This window comes from Paenibacillus polymyxa (assembly GCF_015710975.1).
In the GTDB taxonomy this organism is placed as follows: Bacteria; Bacillota; Bacilli; order Paenibacillales; family Paenibacillaceae; genus Paenibacillus; species Paenibacillus polymyxa.
In genome coordinates this window covers 42,125-56,586 of the sequence record NZ_CP049783.1, presented here as the reverse complement: position 1 = coordinate 56,586, position 14,462 = coordinate 42,125, and the positions used below count along the sequence as shown (strand labels likewise).

Here is a 14,462-nt window from a genome sequence, read left to right as displayed (position 1 = left end):
GCTATTGACCCGTGTCATGTTTGAGATTTATAATGACGACAGAAAAAAACATTCGATCATGAACATTTCAGGGTTGTATAAGACTTAATGTTCGGAAAAATTGGGAGGAAGAAGACATGTCCGTTGAAAACGTATTGAAAACAATTCAGGAAAATAATATTGAGTGGGTAGATTTTCGTTTTGTAGATTTGTCTGGTCGTGCTCACCATATTTCATTGCCAGCTTCCGAAGTAGATGAAGAAACATTTGTTAACGGTGTTGCTTTCGACGGTTCTTCCATTCCCGGCTATCGTGGCATTGAGGAATCCGACATGGTTATGCTGCCCGATCCAGAAGCGGTTTTTATCGACCCTTTCACTCAGCATCCAACACTGAATATCCTGTGTGATATTGCTACGCCAGACGGTGAAAAATATGACCGTGATCCTCGTGGTATTGCCAAAAAAGCTGAGGAATTTCTGCAATCCGCAGGAGTGGGCACAGCGGCATTCTTTGCACCTGAATCTGAATTTTTCATCTTTGATGATGTTCGCTACGAAAGCGGCATGAACAGCTCCTCCTTCTTCGTAGATTCCGAGGAAGCAGCTTGGAACACGAACCGTAAGGAAGAAGGCGGCAACCTGGCCTTCAAAGTGGGAGTGAAGGGCGGCTATGTACCTGTAGCACCAGTAGACACCCAGCAAGACATTCGTAGTGAAATGTGCCGTTTGCTTGAAGAAGCAGGTCTGAGAATTGAGCGCCATCACCATGAGGTGGCTACGGCAGGCCAAGCGGAAATCAACTTCCGTTTTGATACACTCAAGAAAACAGCAGACAACCTGCTCGTTTATAAATACATTGTACACAACACAGCGCGTCAATATGGTAAAGTGGCAACATTCATGCCGAAACCGATTTTCGGGGACAACGGAAGCGGTATGCACGTTCACCAATCTATTTTCGATGGCGACACTCCTTTGTTCTACGAAAAAGGTGGTTATGCTAATCTGAGCGAAATGGCTCTTCATTACATTGGCGGTATTCTGTACCATGCACCTGCGTTGATCGCTTTGACCAACCCAAGCACCAACTCGTTCAAACGTCTCGTTCCTGGCTACGAAGCGCCGGTTAACCTGGTATTCTCCAAAGGTAACCGTTCTGCGGCTGTACGCATTCCAGTAGCGGCTGTAACGCCTAAAGGCTGTCGAATCGAGTTCCGTACACCAGACTCCACAGCTAACCCATACCTTGCTTTCTCAGCAATGCTGATGGCGGGTCTGGATGGCATCAAGCGCAAACTGAACCCAGTCGAATTGGGCTATGGTCCACTCGACACTAACATCTATGAGCTGTCTGACGCTGAAAAAGGCAAAATCCGCAGTGTACCTGGTACACTAGATGAAGCTCTGGACGCTCTGGAAGCCGATTACGAATTCCTGACTGAAGGCGGCGTATTTACGAAGGACTTCATCGATAACTATGTAGAGTTCAAACGTTCTGAAGCTAAATCAGTGAACATCCGTGTTCATCCACATGAATACAGCTTGTATTTTGACTGCTAATACTACATTGATAGCATAGCAGATTTGAATAACACTCATTAGCCTGCGGGGAATAGTTGTTGTTCAAGATAGGTCTCCGGTCTTATGCCGGAGACCTTTTACCATTATGATAAATACTACAAAATGAAGATGTTAAATATATTAACATTCACAGCTTTGTCACATCATAAAGGAAATCGGAAACATTTTTATACAAGTATTGAACGCATTTATGAATACTGCTATCATAGCGATAATATCCACACCAGAGTAGAGAAGGGATGGGAAATTGTTGAGTAAGAGAGCCTACAATTTTAATGCAGGACCAGCGGCATTGCCGCTCAAAGTACTGGAACGTGTACAAGCTGAATTCGTAGATTTCCAGGGGACAGGGATGTCCATCATGGAAATGTCTCACCGTGGAGCCGTGTATGAATCTGTCCATAATGAAGCGCAGGAACGTCTGCTATCTCTGCTGGGCAATCCACAAGGCTACAAGGTGTTGTTCTTGCAAGGGGGCGCAAGCACGCAGTTTGCCATGCTGCCTTTAAATTTCTTAGGCGAAGGACAGATCGGAAGCTATGTAATGACAGGCAGCTGGTCGGACAAGGCATATAAAGAAGCTAAGCTATTGGGCAAGGCTCACATTGCCGCCTCCTCCGCTGATGAGAAATTCATGCGTCTTCCGAATGTGGATTCCTTGGACTTGCCTGAGAATACTGCATATGTGCATATGACGTCCAATGAGACGATTGAAGGTACACAATTTAAGCAATTCCCGGATACGGGTTCCGTACCGCTGATTGTGGACATGTCCAGTGATATTTTTTGCAAGCCTTTTGATGTTACTCAATTTGGATTGATTTATGCTGGTGCGCAAAAAAATCTGGGACCTTCTGGTGTAACGGTCGTGGTTGCCCGTGAAGAGCTACTGGCTTCCTCACCAGGCAATATTCCTACGATGCTGCGTTACAGTACTTATGAAAAGAATAACTCTCTCTACAATACTCCCCCATCCTTTGCCATATACATGGTGAATGAAGTGCTCAAATGGATCCAGGAGGAAGGCGGTTTAGAAGGCATCGAGCGTGTGAATCAGCAGAAAGCTGATCTGCTATACGACCGTATTGACAGAAGCGAAGGCTTCTATCGTGGTTGTGTGGACAGCGCTGATCGTTCTATTATGAACGTAACCTTCCGCCTTGCGAATGAGGATCTGGAAAAACAATTTATTAAAGAATCCGAACAAGCGGGTTTCATCGGATTGAAGGGGCATCGCAGTGTAGGAGGGCTTCGCGCCTCAATCTACAATGCGGTTCCACTGGAGAACTGTCAAGCATTAGCCGAGTTTATGGATGGATTTAAGCAACGTAACAGTTGATTATACAGACATATATTTCGATACACGATATTTGATATCGAAAAAGTAAAAATAAAGCCTTCCCTGAATGTGTATAGGGGAAGGCTTTTAGTGGTGTAGGGAAATTGATATTTTTTTGTCGTTTGATGTCTATATCCCTCTGATTTTGTTAAAATGAAGAAAGTGTATGTTTTCAGTATACACATTTTAGTTAGACTTTAGGTTATTTGTCTAATGAATTTAATAATGAAAGGAACGAAAAACTGATGCCATTACATATTGTGCTTGTCGAGCCGGAAATTCCAGCTAACACAGGGAATATTGCCAGAACGTGTGCAGCAACCGGAACTCATCTGCATCTGGTTAAGCCACTGGGCTTCCGTACCGATGATGCTACGTTAAAACGGGCTGGACTTGATTATTGGTATGCTGTTCACATTGAGTATCACGATTCTTTTGCTGAAGTACAAGAGAAATATCAAGAAGGTCGCTTCTTTTATGCGACGACAAAGGCAAAACAGCAGTATAGTGATATTGAGTTTCAGGATGGAGACTTTTTGGTGTTTGGTAAAGAAACGAAAGGTTTGCCTCCTGAACTGTTAGCTGCTAATCCTGATACATGTATCAAGATGCCTATGTCAGATAAAGTAAGATCTCTAAACTTGTCGAATTCCGCTGCGATTATCGTATATGAAGCGCTGAGACAATTGGATTTTCCAGGTTTATCGTAACGAACATCAATCGATCAAGTATAAATGCGAATAAAGAACCAGGACCTTAGTTGCTGATAAAAGTTGCACTATTATTGCTCGAAAGTACATGACAGTAGAGCTTAAATAAAGGATATATGGTCATAAATTTGCGGGAATTCTCTGTGAAGGCTAATGATAATTGGGTTTCCGGTCGATAAAAATATTATAGACATTCTGTACCATACTTTGATATGGTTCATGATTTTATGAAAAAATGTAATAAAATTTCCTGTGATCAGCAGGATTCGACAAAAAGACAGCGAATACTACATAAAGAATAGTGTCTTTGTACCTAGTTTTTCGCCTGGAAAGAAAATTGCAAGCTAATACTCAATAGGAGAGGTGTACGATCACGATGAAACCTGCCGGTGTGGTACGTAAAGTTGATCAGTTGGGGAGAATAGTTCTGCCTAAGTCATTGCGTAAAAGATATCAAATGAATGAGGGAGATCCTGTCGAAATTTTGGTTCAGGGCGATCATATTATTTTGGAGCGTTATCGTCCAAAATGTGTATTCTGCGGCTCAATAGAACAAGTGAACGATTTCAAAGAACGTTATATTTGTGCTCAATGCCTGACAGAAATGACACAGTACTCCTCCTAAATGAGGCAAAAGCATCACGACATTCGTTCGTGATGCTTTTTTTCGGATAGAGCTATGCCTGAACAGCATATATTTAATTGGATGGTAAACTACACTACACCTAACTATTTATAGAACAAAAAATGAGTAGGGACTGGACGCAAATTACCATCTGACGGTTTGTTTACGATTCGGCCGTTTAGTATAAGGGACGATGAACCGCCGCCGTCCAAATTATAAGCATCTTGAACACCCAGATTGAACATCTTCCCTTGGAGTTCTTCGAGCGTTGCACCTGAACCCCCGCTTTCATTGTAGCCGTCTACGACAATAATGAGCAACTGATCATCTTTATAGTTGCCAATGACCGTACGTGGAGCCCGCTTGGGAGAGACTTTCCATTTGTCAGGAATAGGCACTTTTTGTCCCCTTTGCAACAGAACGGGAACAAAGGTAGCTCCAAAGGCAGGTTTCAAGCTGTCAAGAGCACTTTGATTGTAAAATTTGCCCCCAATAAGCTTGCCATCGTTACTCAATCCGACGAATGACAAGTCCTTAAAACTCGACTGAAAGCCAGTAAGGTAGCGGCCGTTCAAGACAGTAGTGCTTAATGGATAGCGTTTGCCATCTCCATCGGCAAAGCCGCCTGCGTTGATGCCTGCAATGGCTCCGTGTCTCAAGACTGCACGCATGGTCGTTTCTGAGCCACCCAATTTGTCATTTCCCAAAGACATTTTCATTGCCGTAGGATCTTTAAGTTTGACTTTCATAGCGTATCCGTGATAAATTCCCGGGTTTACTTTAAACAATTCAATGGTAATCCGGTTGCTATCAACCTGGTAGTAGGGAACCCCCAGTTTGGCAGTGATGCGCCGATTATAGATAACCGCGGGTCGCTTGGACTGCGCAGAGGCAGTCACGACAAGCTGATTCATCGTTTGGGTCGTTTGTTTGTAGAGCTCAGACGTCCGGCGAATCGTAGATAAGGTATACGTTGCTGTTTGCTTGGCTTCATCAAGCTGCTTGCCTACTGATTGCGTTTGTAAAGTAATTTCGGCTTTTTGCAGACTCGGAGATGTAGATTCAGGAAAGCTCAAAGGGGGATGCACTAACAAAATACACCCTAACAAACCGATAAAAGGAGCAAGGGCCAACATAAAGAACCGGTTTACTAGCTTTGCATCTACATTCATTTTAGCAAGTCCATTTTTTTCTGAAGTGTATTGAGCTGCTGCTTGACTTCATTTAATTGAGTATACAGTTTATTGCTATTATCGGTCTTGTTATTGGCATTATCCTTTGTAAAGGTCAGTAGTTCGTTGAAGGACTGAACCTTGCCCTGCAATCCGCTAACTTCCTTGGAAAGTGCAGTCAATTGCTTTTCATAGTCAGATTTGAGTACTTGAATTTGTTGGTCTGTATGGGTTTGCATTTCGTTTAGCATTTGCTGCTTTAAGTGATTGCTATACAGATAGGTTGCGAGAGCACCTAGTATAATAAGAAGAAACCAAAATAGCAGAAAAGTCTTTACGGGCAACCCCTTTCTTGAATTGCTCCGCCGGGCTTCGGCAGGAGGACGTTCAGGTGAAGCTTGCATGTGATTTTCAACTCCCGTGTAAATTCAAATTTCCAGTCTTTATTTGCAGTACCAATTCTATCATGGGCCTATTTATTTCGCAAAAGCGAAATAGTCATATAAAAATATTGGAAAAAGAGATTGCATCGGAAGGAAGTCCTAGGATACAATTTCCTTAAATCGTTTTCGCTTCCTATACGTTCACATTTACGCAATTTCTACATAAGCACTCTCTAGTTTTGTGATTACTTTCGCTAAATATGTATTTTTTTGTAAATCAGGAGGTTTAGATATGAGAAAAGTATGGCAGGTGGTCATCATAGATATCCATCCTACAAGTATGCTGGGAACAAAGCTTATTTTGGAAGACCAGCAGGATTTGCTTGTGAGAGGGATGTCTTCCTCCGGCACAGAAGGCCTGGAGCTGGTTTGCTCCATTCGCCCGGAAATTATTTTAATGGACTATAGATTGCCTGAGGGAACGGCGGAACCGTTTTTGACACAAATGCGGGTCTTGTCTCCGGACAGCCATATTGTTATTATGACGGATGAGGACAATATTACGTTGTTCCAGCAGTTAATCTCGCTTGGCGCAAATGGAATGCTATCCAAGCAGGCATCACCGAGCCAGTTAATTCACCTGATCAACGGTTTGCGCGAAGGATTTGCTTCATTACCAATGGATTGGATTCGTTGTGGAAACTGGCCATTTATGCCGTTAATGGCTTCTGAGCCTTTTGACGAATTGACGCAAACCGAAGTTTTTATTATGGAACGTATTGTACAAGGAATTACATATGACAAAATTGCTATCGAGATCGAAGTTAGCCGGCGCTCCATTGATAATTATTTACGTAAAATTTATGCGAAATTAGGTGTGTCCAGCCGGGCGCAGGCGATTGAACGTTATGCCTTATATGCGCGTCAGATGAAGCAGTTATATGCTTGACGTGTCAGCCCGGAGATCATGACTATTTTTCAGGAGAAGGAGGATGTTCATGCAATATTCCTTTGCTTCACGAACGGCTGCGATGTTGGCTTCTCCAGTGCGTCATATCCGGGAAAATGCGAGAAGACATTCCTTTATATCTTTGGCTGAAGAATTGCCTGCACAAGAGCTGTTTCCGGTGAAACTGTTGGAAGAAGCAGCTCATGATGTGTTTGGCTCCGGCCCTGACGCCCTCCAGTATGGTGAACCGGAGGGCTATTTTCCGTTGCGGGCATGGCTTGCGGGAGAGTGGGAGCAGCGTAAAGGAGTAAGAGTACCGCCAGGTCAAATTCTTCTCACCACAGGCAGCCAGCAGGCCATTGACTTGATCGTAAGGCTGATGGTGGATGAACGTGATCCGGTATTGGTCGAGAACCCGACATCCCCTGGGTGTTTACAGGTACTATCTATGCAAGGGGCGCAGGTCGTTCCTGTAGAATCGGATGGGGAGGGCGTTATTCCCGATAAGCTTGAAGCTTTAATGATCCGTTATCGCCCCAAGCTTTTTTTTGCTACGCCAACGTTTACGAATCCGACAGGCGCCTTATGGAGCGCGGCTAGACGGCAGGAAATTTTGGACCTCTGTAGGCGTCATGAGGTGTTGGTCGTTGAGGACGATTCTTACGGTGAATTGCATTTTAAGCAAAAACACGAAACCCATGATAAGAGTCCACATGCCCAGAGCCGAAAGTTTGCAGAGGCTTACCCCTCACTATTCGCACTGGATCATGCGGGTCAGGGCGGTCAAGTGCTATATATCGGTTCATTTAATAAAACAGTTGCCCCTGCACTGCGAACTGGCTGGGCGGCTGGTCCTGCGCCGCTGATCGAAGGGATGTACGCCTTGAAGCAGCTGGCTGACGTGCAATCCAGTACGATGAACCAACGGCTGCTGTTCCAATTGCTGACCAATTCGCGTTTTCAATGGCATGAGCACTTGGCAATGTTGAACAAGGAATATTCAACTCGGCTCCAATTACTCTTAGAGCTGCTCAAGCGTCCGTTTTGGAAAGACGTGACGTATCATATTCCATCTGGTGGGATGTATGTGTGGGTGAAATTGCCCGCTGGGCTGGACAGCGCCTTGCTGCTCAAAGCGGCGCTACCCAAGGGCGTAGCCTTTATGCCAGGTGCGTTGTGTGCGGTTGGCGATGAAGGTGCGGCCCATATTCGCCTTAACTTTAGCCACCCAGGCCGGGAACAACTGCTTATGGGCATGAATTTAATCGGTGAGACGATCGGAGAATTTACTGCGCGAAGCTAGTAATAACCACTATCCGAGGTCAGTCATCCTCTGCCATCATTCCAGCCGCCGCTTCAATGCCCTGTTGCTGCAGTACTTCTGCATACTCGCTCAGAGCGGCTTCACCGAACGGAGTCAGCCGATAACGCCCGCGGGCTACACGTTCAAACCAACCGTAGTAGTTGCGCTGGAGTACGGCAGCAGCGTCGCTGACGGCTGCTGTGCGGGCGAGCTGCGCCGGGGCGGCTTCCCCCAAACCCTGTAAAGCAGCGGCTACGCGCAGCGCTTTTTCCCGGTAGGCGGTGACCAGCTTGCGCCGGGTGCTCCCGCCGACATTGTGGTCACCGCTGCGTGCGTGAAATTCCCGCAACAGCTTTTCCTTGCGCGAGCCGCGGCGAACGGTAGTCGTTTTGTGAACATCATCACTAGATGCCACGGGCTTACACAGCACCTCAACGAGCGGAGGCTTTGTTTTAAAATGCGTGACGGTGAGCAAGCCAAGCCCCAACTGGCGGCACAGTCCGACCAGCTCATTCCAGCGTTGATTCACCGCCCCTTTTTTGGCACGATTCCGTTCTACAGCCACATATACATTGCTGCTTAGCTTCAAGCGCTGCATGCCTTGCAGTACCAGCGCCAGGTTAAACGTCTTTTTTATCTCCACAATTAGAGGCGCTTGCTGCCCTGGCTTGATCCCCATCAAATCGCAGTTGCGCACTTCTCCTTTGACTTCATATCCCAAATTTTCAAAAAAGGCTTTGACCGGAGCGTACAGCTCCGTCTCATGCCGAACCGCCATGGATTCTCCCGCTCCTTTATCCCATTATTCCGAGCTTATATTGTACCATAATGCGTCAGGTCCGCGTCGTTGTTGTCTATTTTAGCATAGTGAATCCCTTTGTTTTTGGAAAAAGCCTAGAGACCTGTCACAAAAAAATAGGTCAATTCTGAAATCAATCTGCATAGGTATGTATTACACTTTTTTTAAGAGGATCGCATTATATCCTGAAAGGCGTGACGAGTGTAGCCATAATCATCAAGAGTGGAGGATAGTCATTACGCAGTCATGGGAGGAACCGAGCATGAATATTTTTGACCGCCTTGCGGAGTACCGAGCGGAGAACAACCGCTTGGCCTGGAACGGCACTTTTAGAGAGTATATCGAGATACTCAAGAAAGACCCGACACCGGCGATGACCGCTCATGCACGGGTTTACAAAATGATTGAATCTTTTGGTGTAGAAGAGGTTGGGGGACATAAGCGATATAAATTTTTTGAGCAGGAGATTTTTGGGCTGGATCGTGCACTGGAGAAGTTGGTGGAGGAGTACTTCCATTCCTCAGCCAGGCGGCTCGATGTCCGCAAGCGTATCCTTCTTTTGATGGGACCTGTTAGCGGAGGGAAATCAACACTGGTCACTTTGCTAAAGCGTGGTCTGGAGAAGTTTTCGAGAACAGATCAGGGAGCCGTGTATGCCATAGAAGGCTGCCCTATGCACGAAGATCCCCTTCATCTTATTCCTCATGAGTTGCGTCCCGAATTCGAAAAGGAACTGGGTGTGCGCATTGAAGGTAATCTGTGCCCATCCTGCCAAATGAGATTACGTACGGAATTTGATGGTGATATTGAAAAGGTTCGCGTGGAGCGGGTATTTATATCGGAAGAAAACCGGATCGGCATAGGTACGTTCAGTCCTTCTGATCCGAAGTCGCAGGATATTGCCGATTTGACAGGCAGCATCGACTTTTCCACCATTACAGAGTATGGTTCGGAATCGGATCCACGCGCCTATCGATTTGACGGAGAGCTGAATAAAGCGAATCGCGGACTGATGGAATTTCAGGAAATGCTGAAGTGCGATGAGAAATTTTTGTGGAATTTACTGTCTCTGACCCAGGAAGGAAATTTCAAGGCCGGACGGTTTGCGCTCATCAGTGCAGATGAATTGATCGTAGCTCACACCAATGAATCGGAGTATAAAAGCTTTATTGCGAATAAAAAGAACGAGGCGTTGCAATCGCGGATGATTGTAATGCCAATTCCCTATAATCTGAAAGTTTCCGAGGAAGAAAAGATTTATGCCAAGCTTATTGAGCAAAGTGACATGCGTCATATACACATCGCTCCTCATGCGTTGCGAACGGCTGCCATTTTCTCTGTACTCACCCGGTTGAAAGAAACCAAGAAGCAGGGGATGGATCTGGTTAAAAAGATGCGCATGTATGATGGTGAGGAGGTCGAAGGCTATAAGGAGGCCGATCTGAAGGAGATGCAACATGAGTTTCTGGAAGAAGGCATGTCCGGTGTAGACCCAAGGTACGTCATTAATCGTATTTCCAGTGCGCTGATTAAGCAAAATGTGGAGTCCATCAATGCTCTGGATATTTTACGAGCCATTAAGGATGGTTTAGACCAGCACGCTTCTATCACAAAGGAAGAGCGGGAGCGGTATCTGAATTTCATTTCCGTGGCTCGTAAGGAATATGATGAATTGGCGAAAAAAGAAGTACAAAAGGCCTTTGTGTACTCTTTCGAAGAATCAGCCAAGACGCTGTTTGATAACTATTTGGATAACATCGAGGCTTTTTGCAATTGGGCGAAAATCCGCGATCCGCTCACAGATGAGGAGCTCGACCCAGATGAGCGGCTTATGCGCTCCATCGAGGAGCAAATCGGGGTGTCAGAAAATGCGAAAAAGGCATTCCGTGAGGAAATATTAATCCGTATTTCTGCCTATTCCCGCAAGGGGCGAAAGTTTGAGTATCATCATCATGATCGGCTGCGAGAAGCCATTGAAAAGAAGCTGTTCGCCGATTTGAAGGATATTGTGAAGATCACAACTTCAACCAAAACGCCTGATGCTAATCAGCTCAAACGGATGAATGAGGTGATTAAGCGGCTGATTGAGGAGCATGGCTACACTGGAGCCAGCGCCAACGATCTATTGAGGTATGTAGGCAGCCTCCTGAATAGGTAAGGGGAAATAAACAATTGTGTAATGAGGCTATGGATTGAAATGGATGGTGAAGAGAATCCGTCAGGCACAGAGCGTTTGAGGTGCTGACGGGTTCTTTTTTTGTATGAATAGAGAGTTGGATTTATATGTTTTTCTGAAATTAATATGTAAACAATCACAATCAATCTTCTGCTTTTTTAACATTTTCTAAAAAGTTGCCGATAAATATGGTAATGTAAAATCTATGTAAACTATTATTTGGAGGAACTTATGATTCATGTCGCTGAGAGTAGATTAAAACAGATACAATACATTGGTATTACTGATGGCGATTTGGCTTTATTGCATCATTATCAGGGGCTATTCCAATCTATTGTAAATGAGGTAGTGGATCGTTTTTATGAGCATGTAGAAAAGGTTCCCCATCTCATGTAGATTATCTCTAAATGGTCGAATATTGAGCGACTAAAGCAAACACAACGTGAATACTGGCTTTCTCTCGCAGATGGGAAAATAGATGATCAGTTTATCGAGCACCGCCTTTTTGTGGGGCAGGTACATTCCCGGATTGGATTATCTTCCGATTATTATTTGGGTACGTACATTGCTTATCTGGATATTGCAGTAGACATTTTAAAGCGTTCGGGGATAGAGGATTGGTATTCTATTGTGCACGCTCTTTCCAAAATGTTCAATCTGGATTCCCAACTTGTGCTGGAAGCTTATCAGGAAAAGGAAAAGGAACAAGTTAACGAGCTCGCCGATGAACAAACGCAGATGCTGACTGTGGTGTCCCGAATTGCACAAAATTTGACGGGGATGATTGCCGAACTTAGGGAAAATACCGATAATATCGCGGAGAGTGCCTGCAACACTGCTTCTTCGCAGGAACATACAGAGGAACTGGTACTGCAATTGAGCGATGAAATTAAGCATATTGAACAGATGAGCAGTACCATTCGAGAATTGTCCGATCAGACTCATTTGCTGGGACTGAATGCGGCAATTGAGGCAGCCCATGCACAAGAAGCAGGGCGTGGATTTCAAGTGGTGGCGCAGGAAGTGCGAAAGCTGGCATCTAATTCAAAGCAAGCACAGGAGCAAATTCAGCGCAAGGTGCTGGATATTGCCCGTATGCTTGACAGTGTGCAATCCGAAACCGCTGCCACAACAGCCAGTGCCCGGCAACAGGCCTCCAGCTCCGAAGAATTGGCTTCATTCACAAAGCTGATTGAAAACATGGTGAAGGAATTGGAAATGTTGCAGCACTCCTCGGAATTGCTGGAGGTGTGAGATGTAGCTTGAGCAGTATATCCTGGGGAACTGGAAGTTTTCGGGGCGTTAGCTGGCTGGATACTGGCAAAGCGACGATCTTCCTGTTGGCAGTCCAGTCAACACAACAGAGGCAACAGAGGAAGTGCATATTCCTATGAAAGAATGACCGAATTTTTGAAACAAGGAATTAGAGGAAGCTTTTTTTCCATTCCATATGAGCCGCAAGTACTCTTTTCCATAACTCGTCCCGTTCCTGGTGGCTGTAGTTAACGAGCGGCTCACCAAATACATCGGCCAATACTTCCAGCCACTGCGATTTCTTATCCAGCTCTATTTTTTCCAAACCGTTTAGCCCGCGTTTTTTCCACATACATCCTCTGAGTTCATTCGCTTCTAATGCTTGCCTTTGCCGAATTAGAAACAGGTTAAACCATGGAGATTCCACGGAGCGGCTATAGAAATGATGTTTCGGCTTAAATTCTTCCAAATCCTGAACAACCGTAGGGGCAAAATCAACGCCAACAAATGAAGCGAGCGGGTCATGTTCTAAACGCCAACCTTTAGTAACAACTTCAGATTCCATAACTTTATAACGAAGAGGGGCTTGTTCATAAGTCCCCATAAGGAGTGGAAGAGGCTCATATGGCATATCGCCCAGTCCGACATCTACAATCCATACTTCATCTTCTTGCTGCTCATTTAGCAAGTTCACTGTTAGTCCAAGATGAAATGAATTAATGCGTGGCTCAGCTCCTAAAGGTTGTACCCCAGCATGATGCAAAGAAACTTTGTACCCTAGCGAATGTAGCAGCGCACTAAAGGCACCATTCAGATGAAAACAATAACCACTTCTCCCATGTAGAATGAGCTGAACGGATTCTTGAAAACCAATGGCAGCCGGCTTTCTTGCAAAAATGTCCAACGTTTGCCATGAAAGATTTTTTACATGTGCCTTATGCAACTCCACTAAATAGGATGGGGTAGGAGGCTGAACTTCGGAAATTCCAATTCTGTTCAAATAAGCCTTTATTTCTTCTTTTGTCATGGTGTACATGTGCAGTCACCTCTATTGTTAGTTTGCCAAATTCTCTTCTCGAAACAAATGAGCATTGAGTCTTAGCATCATTGTAAAAGGGGTACGTGCTGTGTACAATGCTATAAATTTATGGCTGTACCGGTACAATCAGCAAATCAATTCGTTTAGTAACATGTCGATTTCCCGTAGATGGCTGTCAGAACACAAAAAAACAGACCTGATTATCGGGTCTGTTTTTTTTCTTATTTTCAAGCTAACTAATTATAGCAGTGATCTAAGTTCACGTCGGTATTTGTTCAAATGCACGAACGATGGAATGACTCGCTTGGCAGAACGGAAGCCACCTATTCTAAGGTTGCGGACCACATGATAGGGAGAGATCAATAGCGTATGAAGCAGATGCAGATCCTGAGTACTCAACGGTCGATATCGTTGATAAAAGTCTATCGCGCGCAGCATCTTTGTCGCGTTCCAAAGACAATTCCGATGAAGAAGATGGGAGAGATCTTTCATTCTTACGTGTAGGGAACAATTTTCAAAGTCAATCAAATGGATTTTGAGCTGCCTGTCTTTGACCAGATTGGGATAGTTATAGTCACCGTGTATTAATGCAGCTGCTTTTTGCTCCTGCTGGATTGCAGCTCGAACTTTGGGCTGCTGTAGACGATATAACACTTCTTCACAAAGAGCTAGGAGATGTGCTGTGCCTTTGTAAGGACTGAGACGTTTTTTATATTCAGCTATTTCATCGCTCAAGCCTTCATAACGGATTCTGGAAGGCGGCGCTTCCGTGACAGGAAAGCCTACGGCACTGGTGTGGAATTTGGCTAAAGTAGAAATTCCCTTTTTGAAGTCTATTCTTTTTGTAAATTCCGGTCTGGGTCCATGAACCCAATTAGTTAGTGTATACGAAACACCTTCATAGGTCATGTAGGCTGTTTGCTGTACGGTTGGATAGACCTTTTGGCTACGTGCAAACCCGCGTTCATCCAGGTAGGACAAGACACGTGTAATAAAACGAATCTCTTCTTCCGGAAATTTGTAGGGTTTTAAGCAATAAGTTGTATTAGCTGTTTCAATCTTGTGAATGTCCTTCATTTGACGGCTACGCTGAATTTTGATTCCGTACATTTGCTCAACGTTCGATAAAATCGACATTTTGCTCCTCACTT

Annotated in this window: 12 protein-coding genes and 1 pseudogene; 8 read left to right on the top strand and 5 right to left on the bottom strand. The window is 44.8% G+C overall.

What is annotated here, in order from left to right; translation table 11 throughout:
- Positions 1-116: 116 nt before the first annotated feature.
- The 4 genes from glnA (at position 117) to G7035_RS00250 (ending at position 4,236) form a co-directional block, all read left to right on the top strand.
- Positions 117-1,541, top strand: coding sequence for a type I glutamate--ammonia ligase (gene glnA / locus G7035_RS00265; protein WP_016820503.1), 1,425 nt, complete (start codon positions 117-119; stop codon positions 1,539-1,541).
- Between the two features lie 268 nt (positions 1,542-1,809).
- A complete protein-coding gene (gene serC, locus G7035_RS00260) occupies positions 1,810-2,901 on the top strand; it encodes a 3-phosphoserine/phosphohydroxythreonine transaminase (protein WP_016820502.1) in 1,092 nt (363 codons plus the stop codon).
- A 245-nt stretch (positions 2,902-3,146) separates the two neighbouring features.
- Positions 3,147-3,611 (top strand): tRNA (uridine(34)/cytosine(34)/5-carboxymethylaminomethyluridine(34)-2'-O)-methyltransferase TrmL, encoded by a 465-nt coding sequence (gene trmL, locus G7035_RS00255; protein WP_017426659.1) that lies wholly within the window; start codon positions 3,147-3,149, stop codon positions 3,609-3,611.
- 376 nt (positions 3,612-3,987) lie between these two features.
- Entirely contained in the window at positions 3,988-4,236 is a 249-nt protein-coding gene (locus G7035_RS00250) for an AbrB/MazE/SpoVT family DNA-binding domain-containing protein (RefSeq protein ID WP_014599574.1), read from the top strand.
- Between the two features lie 104 nt (positions 4,237-4,340).
- On the opposite strand, the gene G7035_RS00245 is transcribed toward G7035_RS00250, so the two are convergent.
- A complete protein-coding gene (locus G7035_RS00245) occupies positions 4,341-5,408 on the bottom strand; it encodes a phosphodiester glycosidase family protein (protein WP_016820500.1) in 1,068 nt (355 codons plus the stop codon).
- A complete protein-coding gene (locus G7035_RS00240) occupies positions 5,405-5,812 on the bottom strand; it encodes a hypothetical protein (protein WP_016820499.1) in 408 nt (135 codons plus the stop codon). The genes G7035_RS00245 and G7035_RS00240 overlap by 4 nt, the downstream gene beginning before the upstream one ends.
- Positions 5,813-6,083: 271 nt before the next feature.
- Between G7035_RS00240 and G7035_RS00235 the strand changes: the two genes are divergently transcribed.
- Together G7035_RS00235 and G7035_RS00230 are read left to right on the top strand one after the other, a co-directional pair.
- Positions 6,084-6,740: a response regulator transcription factor gene (locus G7035_RS00235; RefSeq protein ID WP_016820498.1), complete on the top strand. Its 657-nt coding sequence runs from the start codon at positions 6,084-6,086 to the stop codon at positions 6,738-6,740.
- A 49-nt stretch (positions 6,741-6,789) separates the two neighbouring features.
- Positions 6,790-8,043, top strand: coding sequence for an aminotransferase-like domain-containing protein (locus G7035_RS00230; protein ID WP_016820497.1), 1,254 nt, complete (start codon positions 6,790-6,792; stop codon positions 8,041-8,043).
- 19 nt (positions 8,044-8,062) lie between these two features.
- On the opposite strand, the gene G7035_RS00225 is transcribed toward G7035_RS00230, so the two are convergent.
- Complete coding sequence (locus G7035_RS00225) at positions 8,063-8,821, bottom strand: DUF2161 domain-containing phosphodiesterase (protein ID WP_019686773.1); 759 nt, start codon at positions 8,819-8,821, stop codon at positions 8,063-8,065.
- A gap of 283 nt (positions 8,822-9,104) precedes the next feature.
- Between G7035_RS00225 and G7035_RS00220 the strand changes: the two genes are divergently transcribed.
- Positions 9,105-11,000 carry a PrkA family serine protein kinase gene (locus tag G7035_RS00220; protein ID WP_013370145.1) on the top strand — a complete coding sequence of 632 codons (1,896 nt, stop codon included), beginning with the start codon at positions 9,105-9,107 and terminating at the stop codon, positions 10,998-11,000.
- A gap of 249 nt (positions 11,001-11,249) precedes the next feature.
- A pseudogene (locus G7035_RS00215) lies at positions 11,250-12,272 on the top strand (protoglobin domain-containing protein).
- 169 nt (positions 12,273-12,441) lie between these two features.
- On the opposite strand, the gene G7035_RS00210 reads toward G7035_RS00215, so the two are convergent.
- A complete protein-coding gene (locus G7035_RS00210; RefSeq protein WP_019686776.1) occupies positions 12,442-13,308 on the bottom strand; it encodes an arylamine N-acetyltransferase family protein in 867 nt (288 codons plus the stop codon).
- A gap of 243 nt (positions 13,309-13,551) precedes the next feature.
- Positions 13,552-14,448 (bottom strand): phosphotransferase, encoded by an 897-nt coding sequence (locus tag G7035_RS00205; protein WP_019686777.1) that lies wholly within the window; start codon positions 14,446-14,448, stop codon positions 13,552-13,554.
- Positions 14,449-14,462: the final 14 nt, after the last annotated feature.